This is a genomic window from Amycolatopsis silviterrae, assembly GCF_042684085.1.
Classification (GTDB): domain Bacteria; phylum Actinomycetota; class Actinomycetes; order Mycobacteriales; family Pseudonocardiaceae; genus Amycolatopsis; species Amycolatopsis silviterrae.
The window spans coordinates 82,216-98,754 of the sequence record NZ_JBHUKS010000033.1 but is presented as its reverse complement, the minus strand read 5'-3'; the positions used below and the strand labels follow the sequence as shown (position 1 = coordinate 98,754).

The 16,539-nt window shown below is 70.4% G+C and carries 15 protein-coding genes; 8 read left to right on the top strand and 7 right to left on the bottom strand.

Features of this window, described 5'->3' with window-relative positions; all coding sequences use genetic code 11:
* Positions 1-3 precede the first annotated feature (3 nt).
* The gene (locus ACFSVL_RS39115) at positions 4-1,338 is read left to right on the top strand and encodes an MFS transporter (protein WP_378311960.1); all 1,335 of its coding nucleotides are present in this window, start codon (positions 4-6) and stop codon (positions 1,336-1,338) included.
* 6 nt (positions 1,339-1,344) lie between these two features.
* Here the strand turns inward: ACFSVL_RS39115 and ACFSVL_RS39110 are convergent, their stop codons facing one another.
* The 4 genes from ACFSVL_RS39110 to ACFSVL_RS39095 all read right to left on the bottom strand — a co-directional run bounded on the left by ACFSVL_RS39110 (position 1,345) and on the right by ACFSVL_RS39095 (position 4,984).
* Positions 1,345-1,764 (bottom strand): SRPBCC family protein, encoded by a 420-nt coding sequence (locus ACFSVL_RS39110; RefSeq protein ID WP_378311959.1) that lies wholly within the window; start codon positions 1,762-1,764, stop codon positions 1,345-1,347.
* 15 nt (positions 1,765-1,779) lie between these two features.
* Positions 1,780-2,790, bottom strand: a complete 1,011-nt coding sequence (locus tag ACFSVL_RS39105; protein ID WP_378311957.1) for an aldo/keto reductase — start codon at positions 2,788-2,790, stop codon at positions 1,780-1,782.
* Between the two features lie 125 nt (positions 2,791-2,915).
* Complete coding sequence (locus ACFSVL_RS39100; protein WP_378311955.1) at positions 2,916-3,998, bottom strand: M20 family metallopeptidase; 1,083 nt, start codon at positions 3,996-3,998, stop codon at positions 2,916-2,918.
* A complete protein-coding gene (locus ACFSVL_RS39095) occupies positions 3,995-4,984 on the bottom strand; it encodes a LacI family DNA-binding transcriptional regulator (RefSeq protein ID WP_378311953.1) in 990 nt (329 codons plus the stop codon). Before ACFSVL_RS39095 ends, ACFSVL_RS39100 begins: the two co-directional genes overlap by 4 nt.
* A 113-nt stretch (positions 4,985-5,097) precedes the next feature.
* On the opposite strand from ACFSVL_RS39095, the gene ACFSVL_RS39090 reads away from it, so the two are divergent.
* The 5 genes from ACFSVL_RS39090 to ACFSVL_RS39070 all read left to right on the top strand — a co-directional run bounded on the left by ACFSVL_RS39090 (position 5,098) and on the right by ACFSVL_RS39070 (position 10,003).
* Complete coding sequence (locus ACFSVL_RS39090; protein WP_378311951.1) at positions 5,098-5,850, top strand: glutamine amidotransferase; 753 nt, start codon at positions 5,098-5,100, stop codon at positions 5,848-5,850.
* A 32-nt stretch (positions 5,851-5,882) separates the two neighbouring features.
* A complete protein-coding gene (locus tag ACFSVL_RS39085; RefSeq protein WP_378311950.1) occupies positions 5,883-6,878 on the top strand; it encodes a DMT family transporter in 996 nt (331 codons plus the stop codon).
* On the top strand, positions 6,871-7,905 hold the full coding sequence (locus ACFSVL_RS39080) for a phosphotriesterase family protein (RefSeq protein ID WP_378311949.1): 1,035 nt from the start codon (positions 6,871-6,873) through the stop codon (positions 7,903-7,905). The genes ACFSVL_RS39085 and ACFSVL_RS39080 overlap by 8 nt, the downstream gene beginning before the upstream one ends.
* Entirely contained in the window at positions 7,902-8,825 is a 924-nt protein-coding gene (locus ACFSVL_RS39075) for a ribokinase (RefSeq protein WP_378311948.1), read from the top strand. The genes ACFSVL_RS39080 and ACFSVL_RS39075 overlap by 4 nt, the downstream gene beginning before the upstream one ends.
* A gap of 254 nt (positions 8,826-9,079) precedes the next feature.
* Positions 9,080-10,003, top strand: a complete 924-nt coding sequence (locus ACFSVL_RS39070; RefSeq protein WP_378311947.1) for an ArsR/SmtB family transcription factor — start codon at positions 9,080-9,082, stop codon at positions 10,001-10,003.
* Between the two features lie 313 nt (positions 10,004-10,316).
* Here ACFSVL_RS39070 and ACFSVL_RS39065 read toward each other — a convergent pair whose 3' ends face one another.
* Positions 10,317-12,209, bottom strand: a complete 1,893-nt coding sequence (locus ACFSVL_RS39065) for a putative Ig domain-containing protein (RefSeq protein WP_378311945.1) — start codon at positions 12,207-12,209, stop codon at positions 10,317-10,319.
* Between the two features lie 168 nt (positions 12,210-12,377).
* Here ACFSVL_RS39065 and ACFSVL_RS39060 point away from each other — a divergent pair, with 168 nt between their 5' ends.
* Positions 12,378-13,388 carry a helix-turn-helix domain-containing protein gene (locus tag ACFSVL_RS39060; RefSeq protein ID WP_378311943.1) on the top strand — a complete coding sequence of 337 codons (1,011 nt, stop codon included), beginning with the start codon at positions 12,378-12,380 and terminating at the stop codon, positions 13,386-13,388.
* Positions 13,389-13,716: 328 nt separating this feature from the next.
* Here ACFSVL_RS39060 and ACFSVL_RS39055 read toward each other — a convergent pair whose 3' ends face one another.
* Together ACFSVL_RS39055 and ACFSVL_RS39050 are read right to left on the bottom strand one after the other, a co-directional pair.
* Positions 13,717-14,832, bottom strand: coding sequence for a hypothetical protein (locus tag ACFSVL_RS39055; protein WP_378311941.1), 1,116 nt, complete (start codon positions 14,830-14,832; stop codon positions 13,717-13,719).
* A gap of 68 nt (positions 14,833-14,900) precedes the next feature.
* The gene (locus tag ACFSVL_RS39050; protein ID WP_378311940.1) at positions 14,901-15,632 is read right to left on the bottom strand and encodes a hypothetical protein; all 732 of its coding nucleotides are present in this window, start codon (positions 15,630-15,632) and stop codon (positions 14,901-14,903) included.
* Positions 15,633-15,701: 69 nt separating this feature from the next.
* On the opposite strand from ACFSVL_RS39050, the gene ACFSVL_RS39045 reads away from it, so the two are divergent.
* The gene (locus tag ACFSVL_RS39045; protein WP_378311938.1) at positions 15,702-16,424 is read left to right on the top strand and encodes a helix-turn-helix domain-containing protein; all 723 of its coding nucleotides are present in this window, start codon (positions 15,702-15,704) and stop codon (positions 16,422-16,424) included.
* The last annotated feature ends 115 nt before the right edge of the window (positions 16,425-16,539 follow it).

Here is a 16,539-nt window from a genome sequence, read left to right as displayed (position 1 = left end):
GCTATGGACAAACCCCAGTCTCGCCGCGCGACGATCTATGCGGCGGTTTCTTCGGTCGCCGGATGGGCGTTCGATCTCTTCGACCTGTTCATCTTGCTCTACATCGCCGGTACGGTCGGCAAGCTGATCTTCCCTGGCCACAGCCCTACTCTGAGCCTGGCCGCGGTGTACGCGTCCTTCGCGGTGAGCGTGCTGCTGCGGCCCGCGGGCGCGGCGATCTTCGGTGCGGTCAGCGACCGGGCCGGACGCAAGAAGACGATGGTGATCGTGCTCGCCGGGGTCGGTTTGTCGACCGCGGCGATGGGCGCGGTGCCGACCTACGCGGCGGTCGGAGTCGCCGCGCCCTTGCTGTTCCTGGCCTTGCGGCTGGTACAGGGGATTTTCGTCGGCGGGGTCGTGGCCGCGACGCATACCCTCGGCACGGAAAGCGTGCCGCCACGCTGGCGCGGCCTGATGTCCGGGCTCGTCGGCGCCGGGGGAGCGGGCCTCGGCGCGGCGATGGCGAGCGGCCTTTACATCGGGATCAGCGCCGCTTTCCCCGGGCCGCAGTTCGATATTTGGGGCTGGCGGGTGATGTTCTTCGCCGGTTTGCTCGCCGCGATCCTCAGCTACTTCGTGCTCCGCGGCGTCGAGGAATCGCCGCTGTGGAAGGCCGCCCGCGCCTCCGGCCCGCCTCCCCGGGCGCGGATCGGCGACCTGGTGCGCGGCGGACGCGGCAAGGTGTTCGCGCTGAACATCGTGCTGGTCGCCGGTGCCGGGTCGCAGTACTACCTCACGTCGGGCTATCTGCCGACGTTGCTCGGCAGCGTGACCGGCGTGCACGGCACCACCCAAGGCGTGATCCTGCTGGTGGCCAGCCTCGGCGTGATCGTCGCCGCGGTGGCGGCCGGGCACCTGAGCGAACGCTTCGGCCGCCGCCGGATGATGCTGATCATGGGCGCGGCGAACCTCGTCGTGCTGCCGCTGCTGACGTGGCTCGTCGCGCACGCCGATCCGGCGAACACCGGTCTGGTCGGGCTGTATGCGACGTTGCTCGCGTTCTTCGCCAACGCCGCTTACGCCCCGGTGCTGGTGTTTCTCAACGAGCGCTACCCGACCGCGTTGCGTGCCCGGGGCACCGCGGTGTGCTGGAATCTCGGGTTCATGATCGGCGGCTTGATGCCGACCTTCGTGAACCTGGCGAGCCCCGGCCTCGACGCGGTGCCCGGACGGTTGGTGCTGTTCCTGGGCGCGATGGTCGCGGTGTTCCTCGTCGCGACTGTGCTCAGCCCGGAGACTCGCGGCGATATGGAGGATACTGCGGCTCGGGCGTCCACAATGGATAGTGTGGGTTCCTGACGTCGTTCAGGCGGTCAGCGTCTTCTGTAAGGCTTCGAGGCCGTCGCGGTAGATGCCGGCGAACAGCTCGACCGCCTCGTCCTCGGTGACTCCGTCGGGCGTGAAGCTGCCCGACCACTGCACCTCAGCCGCGTTTTCCTGGCCGGGCACGGCGTGCACACGCAACGTCGAGAGGTAGCCCGTGACCGGGAACGGCGCTTCGAGAATGGCGTACGTGTAATGGCGTTCGGTGTCGCTGAAGCCCACCAGGCGCTCGACGATGGTCTCGCCTTCCGGATTGGTCAGCCGGCGGGTGCGGCCACCGTCGAGCGCGGTGCTTTCGGGGATGTAGGGAAGCCAATCGGGCAGGGAAGCGAAGCCGCCGATGCGGTCCCAGACCTCCTGGGGCGAGGCGGGCACGGTGCGGCTGACGGAAGTGGATGCCATGGTGGTGCTCCGGTTTCAGGCGTTGTCGGGCAGGGGAGCGGCGGGGTGGACGAGACCGGCGGCGCGCAGGTCGTGCCAGAACGCGGCCGGGACGGGCTCGGCGAGCGCGGCGGTGTCCTCGGCGATCCGGCTGGGTCGCGTCGCGCCGGGGATCGCGGCAGCGGCCACCGGATGCGCGAGCGAGAACTGCAGCGCGGCGGCCTTGATGCTGACCCCGTGCCGGGCGACGAGCGCCTTGAGCCGGTCGACCCGCTCGAGGATTTCCGGCGGGGCCTGCTGGTACTCGAAGTGTGTGCCGCCGGCGAGGACGCCGGAGCTGTACGGCCCGCCGATCACCATGCTGACGTTGTGCTCCTGTGCCATCGGCAGCAGCCGCTGCAAGGCATGCTCGTGGTCGAGGAGCGTGTAGCGGCCGGCGAGCAGGAAGCCGTCCGGCTGGGGCTCGTCGAGGTCGAGGGTCAGTTCGATGGGCTCGGTCTTGTTGACGCCGAGGCCCCAGGCCTTGATGACACCCTCGTCGCGCAGCCGCGACAGCACGCGGAAGGCGCCGGTGCGGGCCTCCTCGAACTTCCGCAGCCACAGGTCGCCGTGGAAGTCCTTGGCGATGTCGTGGACCCAGACGATGTCGAGCCGGTCGGTGCCGAGCCGCTTCAGGCTGTCCTCGATGGAGCGTTCGGTCGCGTCGGCGGTCCACTCGTGCAGGATTTTGTTGGGGTTGCCGTGCTCGAACAGGCCGCCCTTCTCGCCGAAGTCCCGCTCGGCGTCCTCGTGCTCGTCGAGGACGACGCGCCCGACCTTGGTCGACAGGACGTAGGAGTCGCGCGGTTGGGCCGCCAGCACCTGGCCGAGCCGCGATTCGGCCAGCCCGGCTCCGTAAAACGGCGCGGTGTCGTAGTAGCGGATGCCCTGCTCCCAGGCGGCCTCGACGGTCGCCAGGGCCTCGTCCTCGGGAATGGCCCGGAACATATTCCCGAGCGGGGCGGTGCCGAACCCGAGCCGTCCGGGCAGGATTTCGTTGAGCGACATAGGTTTTTCTTCTCTCTCGTTACCGCGCGGCAGACGGCGCTCGCGGCGGCGTCAGCCGGTTACAAGCGTCGACAATAGTTGCACACGCGCGGTAAAGCAAAGAGACCTGCGTCTCGCGGAAACGGTCAGCGTGCGCCAGGCAACACCAGGTCCTGATAGTTGCGCAACGCCTGCCGCCACGACTCCAGCTCCAGCTTCTCGTTCGCCGCGTGCATCTGGCGGGGATCCCCGGGGCCCCAGATCACGATCGGCGCACCGCCCACGGACCCGGCCAGTGCCGAGGCGTCGGTGAAATAGCTGGCGGCCGGCGCGGTGGCCTGGCCGGCGAGCGCGTCCGGCAGGCTCGGCGTGCGGACCGCGGGCAGGTCGAGTTCCACCTCGGCGGTGATCGCCGGATCGAGTGAAGCCGCCCAGGCGATCGCGGGCGCGCCGCCGTCCACGGTGCGCACGTCCAGGGTCAAGGTCGCCGAAGCGGGCACGATGTTCGTCGCGGTGCCGCCCTCGAACGTGCCGACGTTGACGGTTTCCTCGCCCAGATAGTCCTCAGTGGACAGAGGAAGGGAACCGAGCGAGCCGAGGGCCCGGTCGGCGAGCAGCTGGACGGCGTTGCGTCCGAGGTGGGGCGTGGAGCCGTGTGCGGCCTTGCCGGCGGCGGCCAGGCGCAGCCAGGTGGCTCCGCGATGGCCGAGCGAGACGCGGTTCTGGGTTGCCTCCGGCACGACGACGATCCGCGGCGTCAGGTTCAGCGCGGCCGAGGCCTCCGCGGCGCCCCGGCAGCCGACCTCCTCGTCGCTGGTGATGAGGACCTGCGCGTCGGCACCGGCTTCCGCGGCGTTGCGCAACACGGCCAGCGCGGCGACGAGCCCGCCCTTCATGTCGACGCTGCCGCGGCCGTGCAGGAACTCCTCGTCGACGTCCGCGGAGAACGGGGCGCGGTCCCACAGATCGAGGGAACCGACCGGGACGGTGTCGATGTGGCACACGAAAAGCGGCCCGTCGGGCGAACCGGTGCCGAGGAGAACCCACGGCCTCCCGGAAGCGGACCGTTGCCGCAGGCGGACGCCCGGGGTGGCGGTGGCGTAGGAGATGGCCAGCTCCTGGGCGGCGGACTGCGCGGCGTTGCCGCCGGACGTGGTGTCCTGGCGCACCAGGTCGCGGAGCAGGGCAAGGGCTTCGTCAGTCATGCGGTCGGTCGTGCGGTCGGTCATGCGGGGTGCTCCTGGGTCGATTCGCGGACGACGAGCTGCATAGAGAGCACGTGGTCGGCGGGGGCGATGCCGGCCGCGAGGCGGGTGATCTCGTCGACTGCCGCGCGGGCCATCTCCTCGGTCGGCTGCGCGACGGTGGTCAGCCTCGGCGACGTCCATTCGCCGAGCGCGATTCCGTCGCAGCCGATCACCGACAGGTCCTTCGGCACCGAGATTCCCGCACGCCGGGCGGCTTCGAGCAGGCCGACGGCGGCGATGTCGCTGGCGGTGAACACGGCGGTCGGCGTGGCGTCGGCCCGGGCCATGTGCGCGAAGAAGTTCATGCCGAAGGCTGAACTGAAGGCGCCGCGCACGATCAGCGATTCGTTCACCTCGACGCCGTGCGCCTTCAGCGCCGCCCGGTAGCCCGCCTCGCGCTGGTCCGCCGTCCGCAGCCCGGCCGGGCCGCCGACGTGCGCGATGAGCCGGTGGCCCTGGGACAGCAGATGGGTCGTCGCCTGGAAGGCGCCGCCGAAGCTGTTCGCGGTGATGTGCGCGATCCGCGGTCCGGCGGCCTTGACGTACTCGTCGAGGAAGACCACCGGGAAGTCGCCGGGCAGGCGGTCGGCGAAGGCCTCGTTGGTGGTGTTCATCCCCAGGTAGATCAGCCCGGACACGTCCGGAAGCCGGATGAGCCGTTCCACGCTGGCGCGCTCGCGCGAGGGCGACGACCCGGTGAGCGCGGTGAACACGTCGATGCCGTCCGCCGCGGCGGCGTCGACCACCGCGTCCGCCAGTGCGGAGAAATACGGGTTCTCCAGCGACGGAACGACCAGGCCGAGGCTGAGGCCGGCCGCCTGTTTCTGCACGGGCGGATGCCCTTCGGCGGACAGCGCGGCGTCGATGCGGCGGGCGGTCTCGGAGGCGACGTTCAGCTCGCCCCGGACGTACCTCGACACCGTCGACACGGCCACTCCGGCCTCCCGGGCCACCTTCGCCAGCGACATCCGGCTCCTCCCCGTTCGAGCGTTGACGGCGACTGCAACCGCATCCTATATTGGCGGTGTTGCGCTACGTTGCGCAACACGCGCTAACACTTTTCGCCCCGAAGGAGTCGTCGATGGTCAAGGTCCTGCTAGCCGGGGAGTCGTGGGTCAGTGCGACGATCGACCACAAGGGATACGACCCGTTCGCGCACACGCAGGTGGAGATCGGGTGCGAGCGGCTGCTCGCGGCACTGGCGGCGGAAGGGGTCGAGGTGACTCACTTGCGTTCGCACGACGTGGCCGAGAAATTCCCGCAGACGCTGGAAGAACTCGACGCGTACGACGTCGTGCTGCTGTCCGACGTCGGCTCCAACACCCTGCTGCTGCACCCGGACACCTTCACCCGCGGCCGTCCGACGCCGAACCGGCTGAAGCTGCTGCGCGAGTGGGTGGAGAACGGCGGCGGGCTGATGATGGCCGGCGGCTACCTGAGCTTCCAGGGCTTCGAGGGCAAGGCCAACTACCACCGCACGCCGATCGAGGAGATCCTGCCGGTCGACATCGACCCGTACGACGACCGCGTGGAGACTCCCGAGGGCGTCAACGCTCGCGTCGTGCGGTCCGGCCACCCGGTGGTCGCGGGCCTCGACCGGGAATGGCCGATCCTGCTGGGCTACCAGCACACCACGCTGAAGCCGGACGCCGAACTGCTCGCCACCGTCGAGGGCGACGTCATGCTGGCCGCGCGCCAGGTCGGCCGCGGCCGCACCCTCGCGTTCACCTCGGACATCTCCCCGCACTGGGCTCCCGAGGAGTTCATGAGCTGGGACGGCTACCGCAAGCTCTTCGCGCAGGCGATGGCCTGGCTCGCCGGCCGCGAAATCTGAGCCGCGCCGCACTCAGGATCAAGGAGGATTCGATGAGTACGTCACCCACTCGCCGCGCGACCTCAGCCGTCGTCCTGACGATCGCGACCGTCTTCGCCGGGATGCTCGGCCCGTTGCAGTCGCTCGTCAACGGGCATCTCGGCACCGCGCTCGGCGACGGCCACGCCGCCGCGCTGGTGTCCTTCGGCACCGGCCTCGTGCTGATGCTGATCCTCGTGCTGTCGCGGCCTAAAACGCGCACCGCGTTCCTCCGGCTGCCCGGACAGCTGGTGCGCGGCGACATCCCGCGATGGAACTTCTTCGCCGGTCTGTGCGGCGCGGTGATCGTGCTCTCCGAAGGCGTGACGGTCGGCTTCCTCGGGGTGGCGATCTTCCAGACCTCGCTGATCTCCGGCATGGTCATCTCCGGCGTGGTGTGCGACCGGCTCGGCATCGGCGTCCCGTTCAAGCAAGCGATGAGCGCGCCGCGCGTCGCCGGGGCGATCCTGGCCATCTGCGCCACCGTGCTGGTCGTGTCCCCGAACTGGTCGGCCCCGCACATGATCGCGCTGGCGGTCATGCCGTTCGTCGGCGGCCTGCTCGCCGGCTGGCAGCCCGCGGGCAACTCCGAGATCGGCCTGCTCTCCGGTTCGATGTTCGTCTCCATCACCTGGAACTTCCTCATCGGCTTCGCCGCGCTCGGCCTCGTGTACGTGGTGCGGATGGCGGCGTCGGGCGCGCACTTCGTGCTGCCCGGCACGTGGTGGATGTACTTCGGCGGACCGCTCGGCCTGCTGTCGATCGCGCTGATGGCCTTGCTGGTGCGCGGGCTGGGGCTTCTGCTGCTGGGCCTGGCGTCCACCGCGGGCCAGCTCATCGGGTCGCTGCTGCTCGAGGTCATCGCTCCCGCGGCGGGTTCCAGCCTGCATCTGGTCACCGTCATCGGTGCTTTCGTGGCTCTGGCGGCCGCGGCGATCGCGATGATCCCGTCCCGGCATACCGCGGAACCAGCGACCCTTGCGCAACCCGCGGAGGTGCATCGTGGCTGAGGTGCGCGGCGTCCTCGGTGCGATCGACGCGGCGGACCTCGGGCTGGTGCTGCCGCACGAGCACCTTTTCAACGACCTGTCGTCCGCGGTCGCCGAACCCGCCTACGCGTCCACCTGGCGGCTTGCCGCGGCGGAAGTGGGGCCGGGCTGGCAGTTCCTGCTTCGCCAGGATCCCTATTGCTGCGCGGACAACGTGGCGGTGAAGGACCACGCGAGCGTCGTGCGCGAGGTGACCGCGTTCGCCGCGGCGGGCGGCGGCACGGTGGTCGACGCGACCGGCAGCGCCGCGATCGGCCGGGATCCGCGCGCCCTCGCGGCGGTGGCCGAGGCGACCGGCGTCAACGTCGTCATGGGCACCGGCGCGTACCTGGAGAAGTTCGAGGGCGAGCGCATCACCGCGGTCGCCGTCGAAGCGCAGACGTCGCGGATTCTCGCGGAGCTGGACCAGGGCGTCGGCGAAACGGGGATCCGGGCCGGGGTCATCGGCGAGGTCGGCGTTTCGCCGCTCTTCACCGACGGGGAGCGCGCTTCCCTGCGGGCCGCTGCGCTCGCCCAGGCCGCGCGGCCCGCGGTCGGGCTCAACATCCACATGCCGGGCTGGCAGCGCCGCGGGCACGAGGTGCTCGACCTCGTCCTGGACGAATGCGGTGCGCGGCCGGCCAAAGTGGCGCTCGCGCACAGCGATCCGTCCGGCGACGACCCGGGCTATCAGCGCGAGCTTCTCGAACGCGGCGTGCTGCTGGAGTTCGACATGATCGGCCTGGACATCTCGTTCCCCGGCGAAGGCGTGGCCCCGACGGTCGCTCAGACCGCGCGTGCCGTGGCGCGATGGGTGCACGAGGGTTTCGGAGAGCAGATCATGTTGTCGCACGACCTGTTCCTGAAGCAGATGTGGACGCACAACGGCGGCAACGGCCTCGTGTTCGTGCCGACGATCTTCGCCGATCTCCTCGAAGCCGAGGGCGTCCCGGCCGACGCGGTGGCCCGGCTGATGCGCGACGTCCCGGCCCGGTGGCTGACCGCATGAGCCCCTCGGTAGCGGTGGTCGCGTCGCTCAACGTCGACCACATCGTCCGGGCGCCGCGCATCCCGGAGCCGGGGGAGACCCTGCTGGGGTTTTCGACGAGCCGGGAGCTGGGCGGGAAAGGCGGCAACCAGGCGGTGGCCGCCGCCCGCCTCGGCGCGAGCGTGGCCGTGCTCGGCTGCGTCGGCCAGGACGAGGACGGCGACGAGTACCGGCAAGCCCTGCTCGCCGAGGGCGTGGACGTGACGCACGTGCGAAGGTCAGCGTCGCCGACCGGCCGGGCGGCGATCACCGTCGACGCGGAGGGCGTCAACTCGATCGTCGTCGTAGCCGGGGCAAACGCGGACATTCCGGCCGATGCCGCCGAAACGGCGATCAGCGATCTGCCGGAGCTTCGGGTCGTCGTGGGCCAGTTGGAGGCCGCGGTGGCCGCGACAGAGCGCGCTTTCGCGACGGCTCGTGCGCGCGGCGTGCTGACCGTCCTCAACACCGCGCCCGCGGACGACGTGGCCGTGAAGCTGCTGCCGCTCAGCGATGTGGTGGTGTCGAACGAGATCGAGTTCCGGCAGCTCACCGGCCAGGACCCGTTCGACGCCGACGGTGTGCGGCGCGGCAGTGCCGAACTGTTCGCCGCGGGATGCCACTGGGTGATCGTGACGCTCGGGGCCGAGGGCTGCGCGGTCCTCGATGCCTCGTCGTCCACGCAGGTCCCGGCGGTCGCCGTACGGGCGGTGGACACGACCGCGGCCGGAGACTCGTTCGTCGGAGCCCTTGCCGCACGGCTCGCGGAGATTCCCGGCGAGCCGACCACCGCGGACGTCGTCGACGCTTGCGGTTTCGCGGCGAAGGTGGCGGCGGTGGTGGTGACGCGGCATGGCGCGCATCCGTCGTTGCCGACTTTGGCCGAGGTGATCGACGCGTGATGCGGCATCCTGCCCCGGTGCCGCCGCCGTGCCAGTCAGCGTTGCCGCGCGGCGTAAGGGGACGCGAACGGACTATTCCCATCGGCCGAATGCGGTGCCCGGTCGTCGGTCCGGGGGAAAGCTCAATGCCCCGCCCCTGCGGGAAATCCGCTGTTCGCGCACCGGAAAGCGGGGGCGCGGTGGGTTAAGCTGGAACTCACACCGAGGGGGATCTCGTGTTTCGGTTGCGCTGCACGCCCGAAGATCTTCTGCACGTGTCGATCGCCGAACGTCCGGCTCCGCTCGTCGAGCTGACCCTCGCGATGCAGACGCTGCAGCGGCGCGACCCGGGCCCGGCCTTCGTGCCGTGGCGCGAGCGGGTCGCGCGGCGGCTGCCTGCCCAGGGCAAACCGCTGCTGCAACTCGTGTCGCCCTCCGGGGCGGGCCCGATGTTTCTCGATCCGCCCAGCCGGACCGTCGAGGAGGGGCTCGACCGCGTCCGGTCCGCCCCGCGCGCCGAGGTGCGCGCCGAACTCCGGCGGGTGTGCGCGATCGACCGCCCGCTGACCTCCTGGACGAAAGGCCTGGCCAGGCAGGACCGCGAAGCGTGGCGGGTGCTGGACGAGGCCATCCGCACCGGCTACCGGACCGTCCTCGCCGAACGCTGGCACAGCCTGCGCGCGGGCTTCGACGCCGAAACCGCGTGGCGAGCGAAAATCCTTGCGCGGCAAGGCATCCACGCCCTGTTCGCCAGCCTCGGCCCGGCTGTCCGGTGGAACGGCCTGACGCTCGAAGCGGACTGTCCCCGCGATCTCGACCTCACCCTGCACGGACACGGCATCATCGTGCGGCCCACGCTGCTGTGGTCGGGACATCCGCTGGTGGCCTACTACCCCGACCGCCCCACCACGCTGCTGTATCCGGCGCTCACCCCGCTTCCGCTGCTGAATCCGGAGCGCCCGGCGGACCCACTGGCCGGACTGCTAGGGGCCACTCGCGCGCGGGCGCTGCGGTCGCTGGTCGGCGGACGCACGACCACCGGGCTTGCCCGCGAGTTGTCGGTCTCGGTCGCGTCGGCGTCCTTGCATACCAAGACGTTGCGTGAGGCTGGGCTGATTGTGTCGCACCGCGACGGCAAAGCCGTGTGCCACCGGTGCACGCCGCTCGGGCTGGATCTGCTGGCCGCCGAAACCGTCTAGCCCGTGCTGAGTGCCGCTTTCCTTGCGTAGCAAGGAAAGGCCGCCTCGCGTGTGGGCGCTGCGGTCGCTGGTCGGCGGATGCACCACTACCGGGCTCGCCCGCGAGTTGTCGGTCTCGGTCGCGGCGTCCTTGCACACCAAGACATTGCGCGAGGCCGAGCTGATCGTGTCGCACCGCGACGGAAAAGCAATGCACCCCGCTCGGGCTCGACTTGCTGGCCACCGAAACCGCCTAGCCGGGCTGCGTACCGCTTCCCTTACACGGCAAGGAAAGGCCGCCCCGCGTACGGGACGGCCTTCCTCGGATGCGGCCTCAGCTCACGGTCAGCGCCGTGTCGTCGAGGCAGAAGGACGTCTGCAGGCTCGAGTCCTCCGCGCCGGTGAAGGTCAGCGTCACCGTCTGGCCGGCGAACGCCGACATGTCAACGGTGCGCAGCTGGTATCCGTTCGCCTGGTTCAGGTTCGAGTACGAGGCGAGCGTGGTCGAACCGGCCTTGACGGTCAGCTTGTCGTACGACGTCGAGGCGGTCGTCTCGGCGGTGTCGACGTGCAGGTAGTAGCTCAGCGTGGCGTGGCATCCGGCGGGGATGCTCACCGACTGCGAAACCGTGTCGGTGTGCGAGCTGCCGTAGCCGTCGAGGTAGGCCAGGTAGGTGCCGCCGTGCGGGGGTTCGCCGTTGGAAGATGTGCTGATCACTCCGCTGGACGCGGTCCACGGGCTGGTGCCGTTCTCGAAGCCGGGGTTGCCGAGTTTCTGCCCGGAGCAGGTGCCCCCGCCGGTCGGGGTGATCGTCCAGGTGAACGTGGTGGCGCCGGTGGCCCCGGAGGAGTCCTTGGCGGTCGCGGTCACCGAGTACGTGCCGGCGGTGGTCGGGGTGCCGGAGATCAGGCCGCCGGAGCTGATCGACAGTCCGGCGGGCAGGCCGCTGGCGGTCCAGGTGTAGCCGCCGCTGCCGCCGGACGCGGACAGCTGCAGGCTCGCCGCGGTGCCGACGACGCCGTTCTGATTGCCCGGGTTGGCCGCCGTGACGCCGCCGCTGGGCGCGCCCGCGGTGAACGCCGCCGTGCCGTTGGGGGTGCCGAGCCCGGTCGGGCCGTCCCAGCCCGGGCCCGCCTTGCACTGCACGGTGGCCGAGCAGCTGCCGTTGCTGCCCGAGGTCACGTCGTTGAGGTTGCCGGTGTGCGAGTACGGGTAGGCGGCGGGAGCGTCGGACGCGCCAGGCGTGCCGGCGAGGGCGTACACGGACGCGATGATCGGGGCGGACGCGCTGGTCCCGCCGTAAACGGCCCAGCCGCTGCCGCCGTAGGTCTGGTACACCGCGACGCCGGTCTGCGGGTCGGCCACGGCCGAGACGTCGGCGACCGCGCGCTTGCCGCAGCTGGTCGTCACGTTCTGGAACGACGGCTTGGCCACGTAGCCCGAGCAGCCGCTGCCCGCGCCGCTCCACGCGGTTTCGCCCCAGCCGCGCGCGCTGCTGTTGCGGCTCAACGAGGTGCCGCCGACCGCGGTCACGTACCGCGACGAAGCCGGGTAGCTGATGCCGTAGCCGCTGTCGCCGGTGCTCGCGGTGATCGCGACGCCCGGGTGGTGGAAGTAGCTGGAGTCGGAGGAGGGCTCAGAGCCGTCTTCGCCGCCGCCGTAGCTGTTGGAGACGTATTTCGCCCCCATCGAAACGGCGGTGTTCACCGCGGTGCCGAGATCGGCCATGCTCGGCTGGTTCGCTTCGACGAGCAGAATGTGGCAATTCGGGCAGATCGCCGAAACCATGTCGACGTCGAGGGAGATTTCGCCCGCCCAGCCGGAATCCGGGCTCGGCAGCGGACTGGTTTGCCCGTTTTGGTTCACCTTTTTGAAGCAGCCGTTCGCGGTGGTGCACGCCGGGAGCCCGTAGGCGGAACGGTAGCTCGCGAGGTCCGATTCGGCATTCGGGTCGTCGTTGGAATCGATGATGGCGACCGTGGCCGACGCGCTGCCCGCGGCGGTGAGGTTGTAGGCCGAGCGCAGGTCCGCCGGGCCGAACCCGCTGGGCAGCGCGCCCGGGGAGAGCAGCGCGCGCATGGTGTCGGTCTGGCGTTCGGCGAAACACGTGACCATGCCGGGCTTCGCGTTGTCGGCGCAGACGCGGGCGGTCGGATGCGCCGCGGCGGGCGCGGCCGCGGCGGGCAGGGCCGGGGCGGTCAAGGCCAAGGCCGCGAAACCGGCCATGGCAAGGATTCTTCGAGCTGAACGGGACACGATCCCTCCCAGGGAAATTCCTGCGAACGGCGTCGGGCCATTCGGTGCTCCGTTGTCTACAGTTCGTTCAGCCCCGGCGGTGACGCGCTGGTGCCAGTGGCGCAATGGTGTCGGCTCGCCCGGTGGAGGTGCCCCCGAATGGTTCCCGAAGCAACCGGCCATCTCAGGATTCTCGGGCTCAAAGCGGACGAAGCAGAAATCTATCTCGACCTACTTTCGTCGGGCCCCGTTCCGCCGGACCGGCTAGCCGCGGCGACCGGCCGCGATCCGGGCGAGGTGCGCCGCGTGCTGTCCTCGCTGGCCGGAATCGGACTGGCCGGCCCGGCCGACGGCCCCGGTTCGCCGATGTCCGCGCTGCGCCCGGAACCGGTGCTGGAGGTCCTGAGCAGACAGCGCGAGGCCGAACTCGCCGCCGCCCGAGCCGCGCTGACGCGCCTGTACGAGCGCTACCGCAGACAGTCCGCCCGCGACCTCGCCGACCCGATGATCGAGGTGGTCAGCGGAACCACCGCCGCCGAACGCGTGCAGCAGCTCGAACGGGCGGCGCGGACCGAGGTGCGCGGCCTGGACTCCCCGCCGTACTACGCCGACGCGGACGCCAACGAGATCGAACTGGAGAACCTGGCCAGGGGCGTCCGCTACCGCGCCGTCTACGGCAGGCTCGCGCTGGAGCGACCCGAGTACGTCGCGGAAAACATCCTGCCCTGCGGCAAAAGCGGCGAGGAGGCGCGAGTGCTGCCCGAGGTGCCGGTGAAGCTCCTCATCGTCGACGACTGCGCCGCCCTGTCCGGCGCGGACCGCACAGTGCTGCTGATCCGCGCGTGCGGCCTGTTCGACGCGCTGGCCGGGCTGTTCGACATGTGCTGGCAGGTCGCCCTCCCGCTCGGCCTCGCCGACGACAGCTCCGGCCCCGCCATCCGTCCCAGCGAACGCCGCCTGCTCGGCCTCCTCGCCGCCGGCCTCACCGACGACCAGGTCGCCCGCGTCCTCGGCGTCAGCCGCCGCACGATGTTCCGCTACCTGGAGAACCTGATGGCCCGCACCGGCGCGGCCAACCGGTTCCAGCTCGCCCTGCACGCGACCCGCAACGACTGGCTGCCGGTCGACCCGCAGCCCGGGGTGTCGCCGGTGCGGTCGGTCCCGTTGTGAGCCGGTCCTGGGTGCGCCGGAGGGGCGCGGGTTGGGGCTAGTGGTTGGTTTCTCGGTTGGCCTCCTGGTGTGGGTTTCGGGGGTTCGGCTGGTTCTGTCGTGAGCAGGGCTGTGGTTGTGATCGAGGGGTTGCGGGCAGGGAGCTGGCTCTTTGTGCGGGGGTCTCGTCGGTGCGTTCGCTTCCGTTCTGAGCCGGTCGCGGTCGTGCTGAAGCGGTTGTGCCCCAAAGGTTTGACGGCTGCCCCTCGGAGGCCTCCCAGCGCGATGTCCCGTCGGCGCGGTCCGGTTCAGCCCCACGCAAGCCCGGCTGCGAACGCCGCCACGCAGCTCACCCCGCACCTCCCGCCAGCGCCGGAAAAGCCTGCCGCACCTCAGCGAACAACGCCCCGTGCCGTCCATACCCGAACGTCACCGCCGCCGCCCAGAGCGCGTCGAACGCGGCCCTCAGCGGGTCCGGTTCCCGAGCGGAGAACACCGCCGGAAACGCCATCGCCTGCTGCAGGCAGTTGTCGCTTTCGCCGTCCGGCGAGGTGGCCAGCGTCCGCGGGACCCGTTCGTCGGAGAGCAGGAGATCCCACGCCCGCCGGTCATCGTCGAACGGTGGCGGCAGCGGCTCTCCCCGGTCCATCGCCGCGAGGGCCGGGGCGATCCACTCGACCTCGGTCAGTTGGGCCTCGGCGTACGCGCGCCGGACTGTCCACCGGGCGATCTGCCGCTGGGCGGCAGGATCCATTCGCTCGACGGCGTCGATCAGCGGACGGTCCAGCCTCGCCACGCTCATCGCGTTGCCCGCCAGTTGCCGCAGCCGTTCGCTGGGCAGGCTTCCGCCCCATGCGTGTCTTTCCGCCCTGAGGCGCGCTTCTTCGGCGGCTCGTTCCCGCCGCACCCGAGCGAGGCGCTCGGCTTCGGCTTTCTCCTCCGGAGTCGGGGGCGGCGGCTGTTTCCTGGCCGTGTCGTGCCAGTAGGCGGCGGCCGCGCTGGTCTGCTTGACCACCCGGTCCGGCTCCGGCGGACCGGGCCAGAACTGGAGCAGGTAGCGATCGGGCTCGAAATACTCGCCCTCCGGGATGCCCAGCCGGTGCGCCTCGTCCATCCGCGTTCCGCTGTAGCGGACCCGGTAGTCGATCTCGCGCAGGTCGAGCGGCCAGAAGCCACTGCCGCCCCAGGAGACCAGCGACGCTTCGCCGACTGGGCGGAACGACACCTCGACTACCTCCTCCCACGCTTCGTCCAGCGGCGGCTCCTCGTCGTGCGACTCCACTCGGAAGCCGACCTCGCCGCTGTGCAGACCGGTGACCAATACCAGCGTGCCGGGCACCGCGCCGCCGCACAGGCCGTTGCGCTGGCCGCCGAAACACTCGGAAAACCCCGGTGGCCCTTGCTCGCTCTGGACATAGATCTGCCCGTAACTGATCGGTGCGTCGCCGCTCATCAGTACTCGCATCGCCGTTTCCTCCCCTTCGGCTGCTGTCGGAGACATCATCGCGCGCAGCACCGACAAAAACCGGAGTCTCAGCCACCGAAGGCGAAAGTGATCCAGTTGCCGAACTCGCACGCGAGGTGCATGCGGTGCTGGGCGATCATCGACGGCGCGGTCCACCGGGGGAACTCGACGCACAGATGCGCGTGGAATCCGCCGTCCTGATCACGAAATTCGTGCCGCACCCCGCCGATCGCCAGCCCGGCATTGCTGCGCGCGGTGCCGGACGCCTCGATCGGAAACTCTGGATTTCGGGGCGTGACAAGCGAAGCAGTGTCCTCGTAGTCGACGAAGAACCTCGTCGCGAACGGGCTGCCGCCGGTCGTCTCCACGACTTCCTGACGGCCGTCGGGCGCGGTGTCGATCAGGAAGTGGTCGGGGTTGGCGGCGATCATGCTGTGCGCGTAGTCGCTCCGGCCAGTGTCGGAGAACCAGGCGGCGAACTCGGCCGCGGTGCCCGCTCCGGTGACATAGAGGTCACAGGTGCTGGTGGTCCGCTTCCCCCGGGACAGCGCGGTGAGCGCCCGGGCGGAGGCGTCGCTGAGCCGCAGGTCGCGGGCCAGTCGGCGGCGTACCTCGTCGGGGCCGAGGGCGAGTTTGGCTTCGGTGAAGGTTTCCTGCATGCGCGGGAGGTCGCCGGTCGGGGCGGGGAGGCCGATTTTCGCGGCGGCCTTGCGCATCCGGCCGGTCTCCCAGGCGAGCACGTCGTCGCGGGAGACCGGTCGCCCGGCGAGAACGGTGCGGATGGACAACGGCGCGGTCATGGGGTCCTCCCGGAGGTTGCGATGTACCGTGATTGAACTAAAATCGCCAGCAGTGTTCAGTGAGAGCAAATGGGGCAGCAGGTGGAGGACAAGATCGGCCCGGCGCTGCGGCAAGCGCGCCTTGCCCGTGGCCTGAGCCTGCGCGGCGTGGCCTCGGCGGCCGGGATCTCGGCGAGTCTGCTGTCGCAGGTCGAGAACGGCAAGTCCCAGCCTTCGGTGAGCACGCTGTACTCCCTGGTCAGCCACCTCGGCGTCTCGCTCGACGACCTGCTCGGCCTCGGCGGAAGCCAAGCCGTCGCCCCGGTCGAAACGGGGCAGCCGGAGGTCGTCCAGCGCGGCGCCGACAACCCGGTGCTGGAGATGGCCAACGGCGTCCGATGGGAGCGGCTCGCGGTCGGCCCCGGCACCGCGGCGGACGCGCTGCTCGTCACCTACGAGCCCGGCGCGGCGAGCGCGGCGGACCGGAAACTCATGCGGCACAGCGGGATCGAGTACGCCTACCTGCTGTCCGGCGAGCTGACCCTGCTGCTCGACTTCGAACGGCACGACATCCGCGCGGGCGATTCGCTCTGCTTTGATTCGACCCGGCCGCATCTGTACGTCAACCAGGGCGACGAACCCGCCCGCGGCGTGTGGTTCGTCGCCGGACGACACGACCTGGACTACACCCGCGACTGGGTCGCCGCGCAGCTCGGCGCCGCGCCCGCCGCGGGCAAGCCGTCGAACGCGGTCGAAGCACTTGACCTGCTCAGCTTCGACCGGCTCTCCGCCAAGCCGGACCCCCGCGCCTGACCTAGTCCCGCGCACCGGGTTCCCTCCCGCCTCGTTGTGTCCGCTGACACTTGACATCTGTCCACTGATGTTTAATGTAGCTGAACACAAGAGTTAACGCATTCCGAGGGAGGAT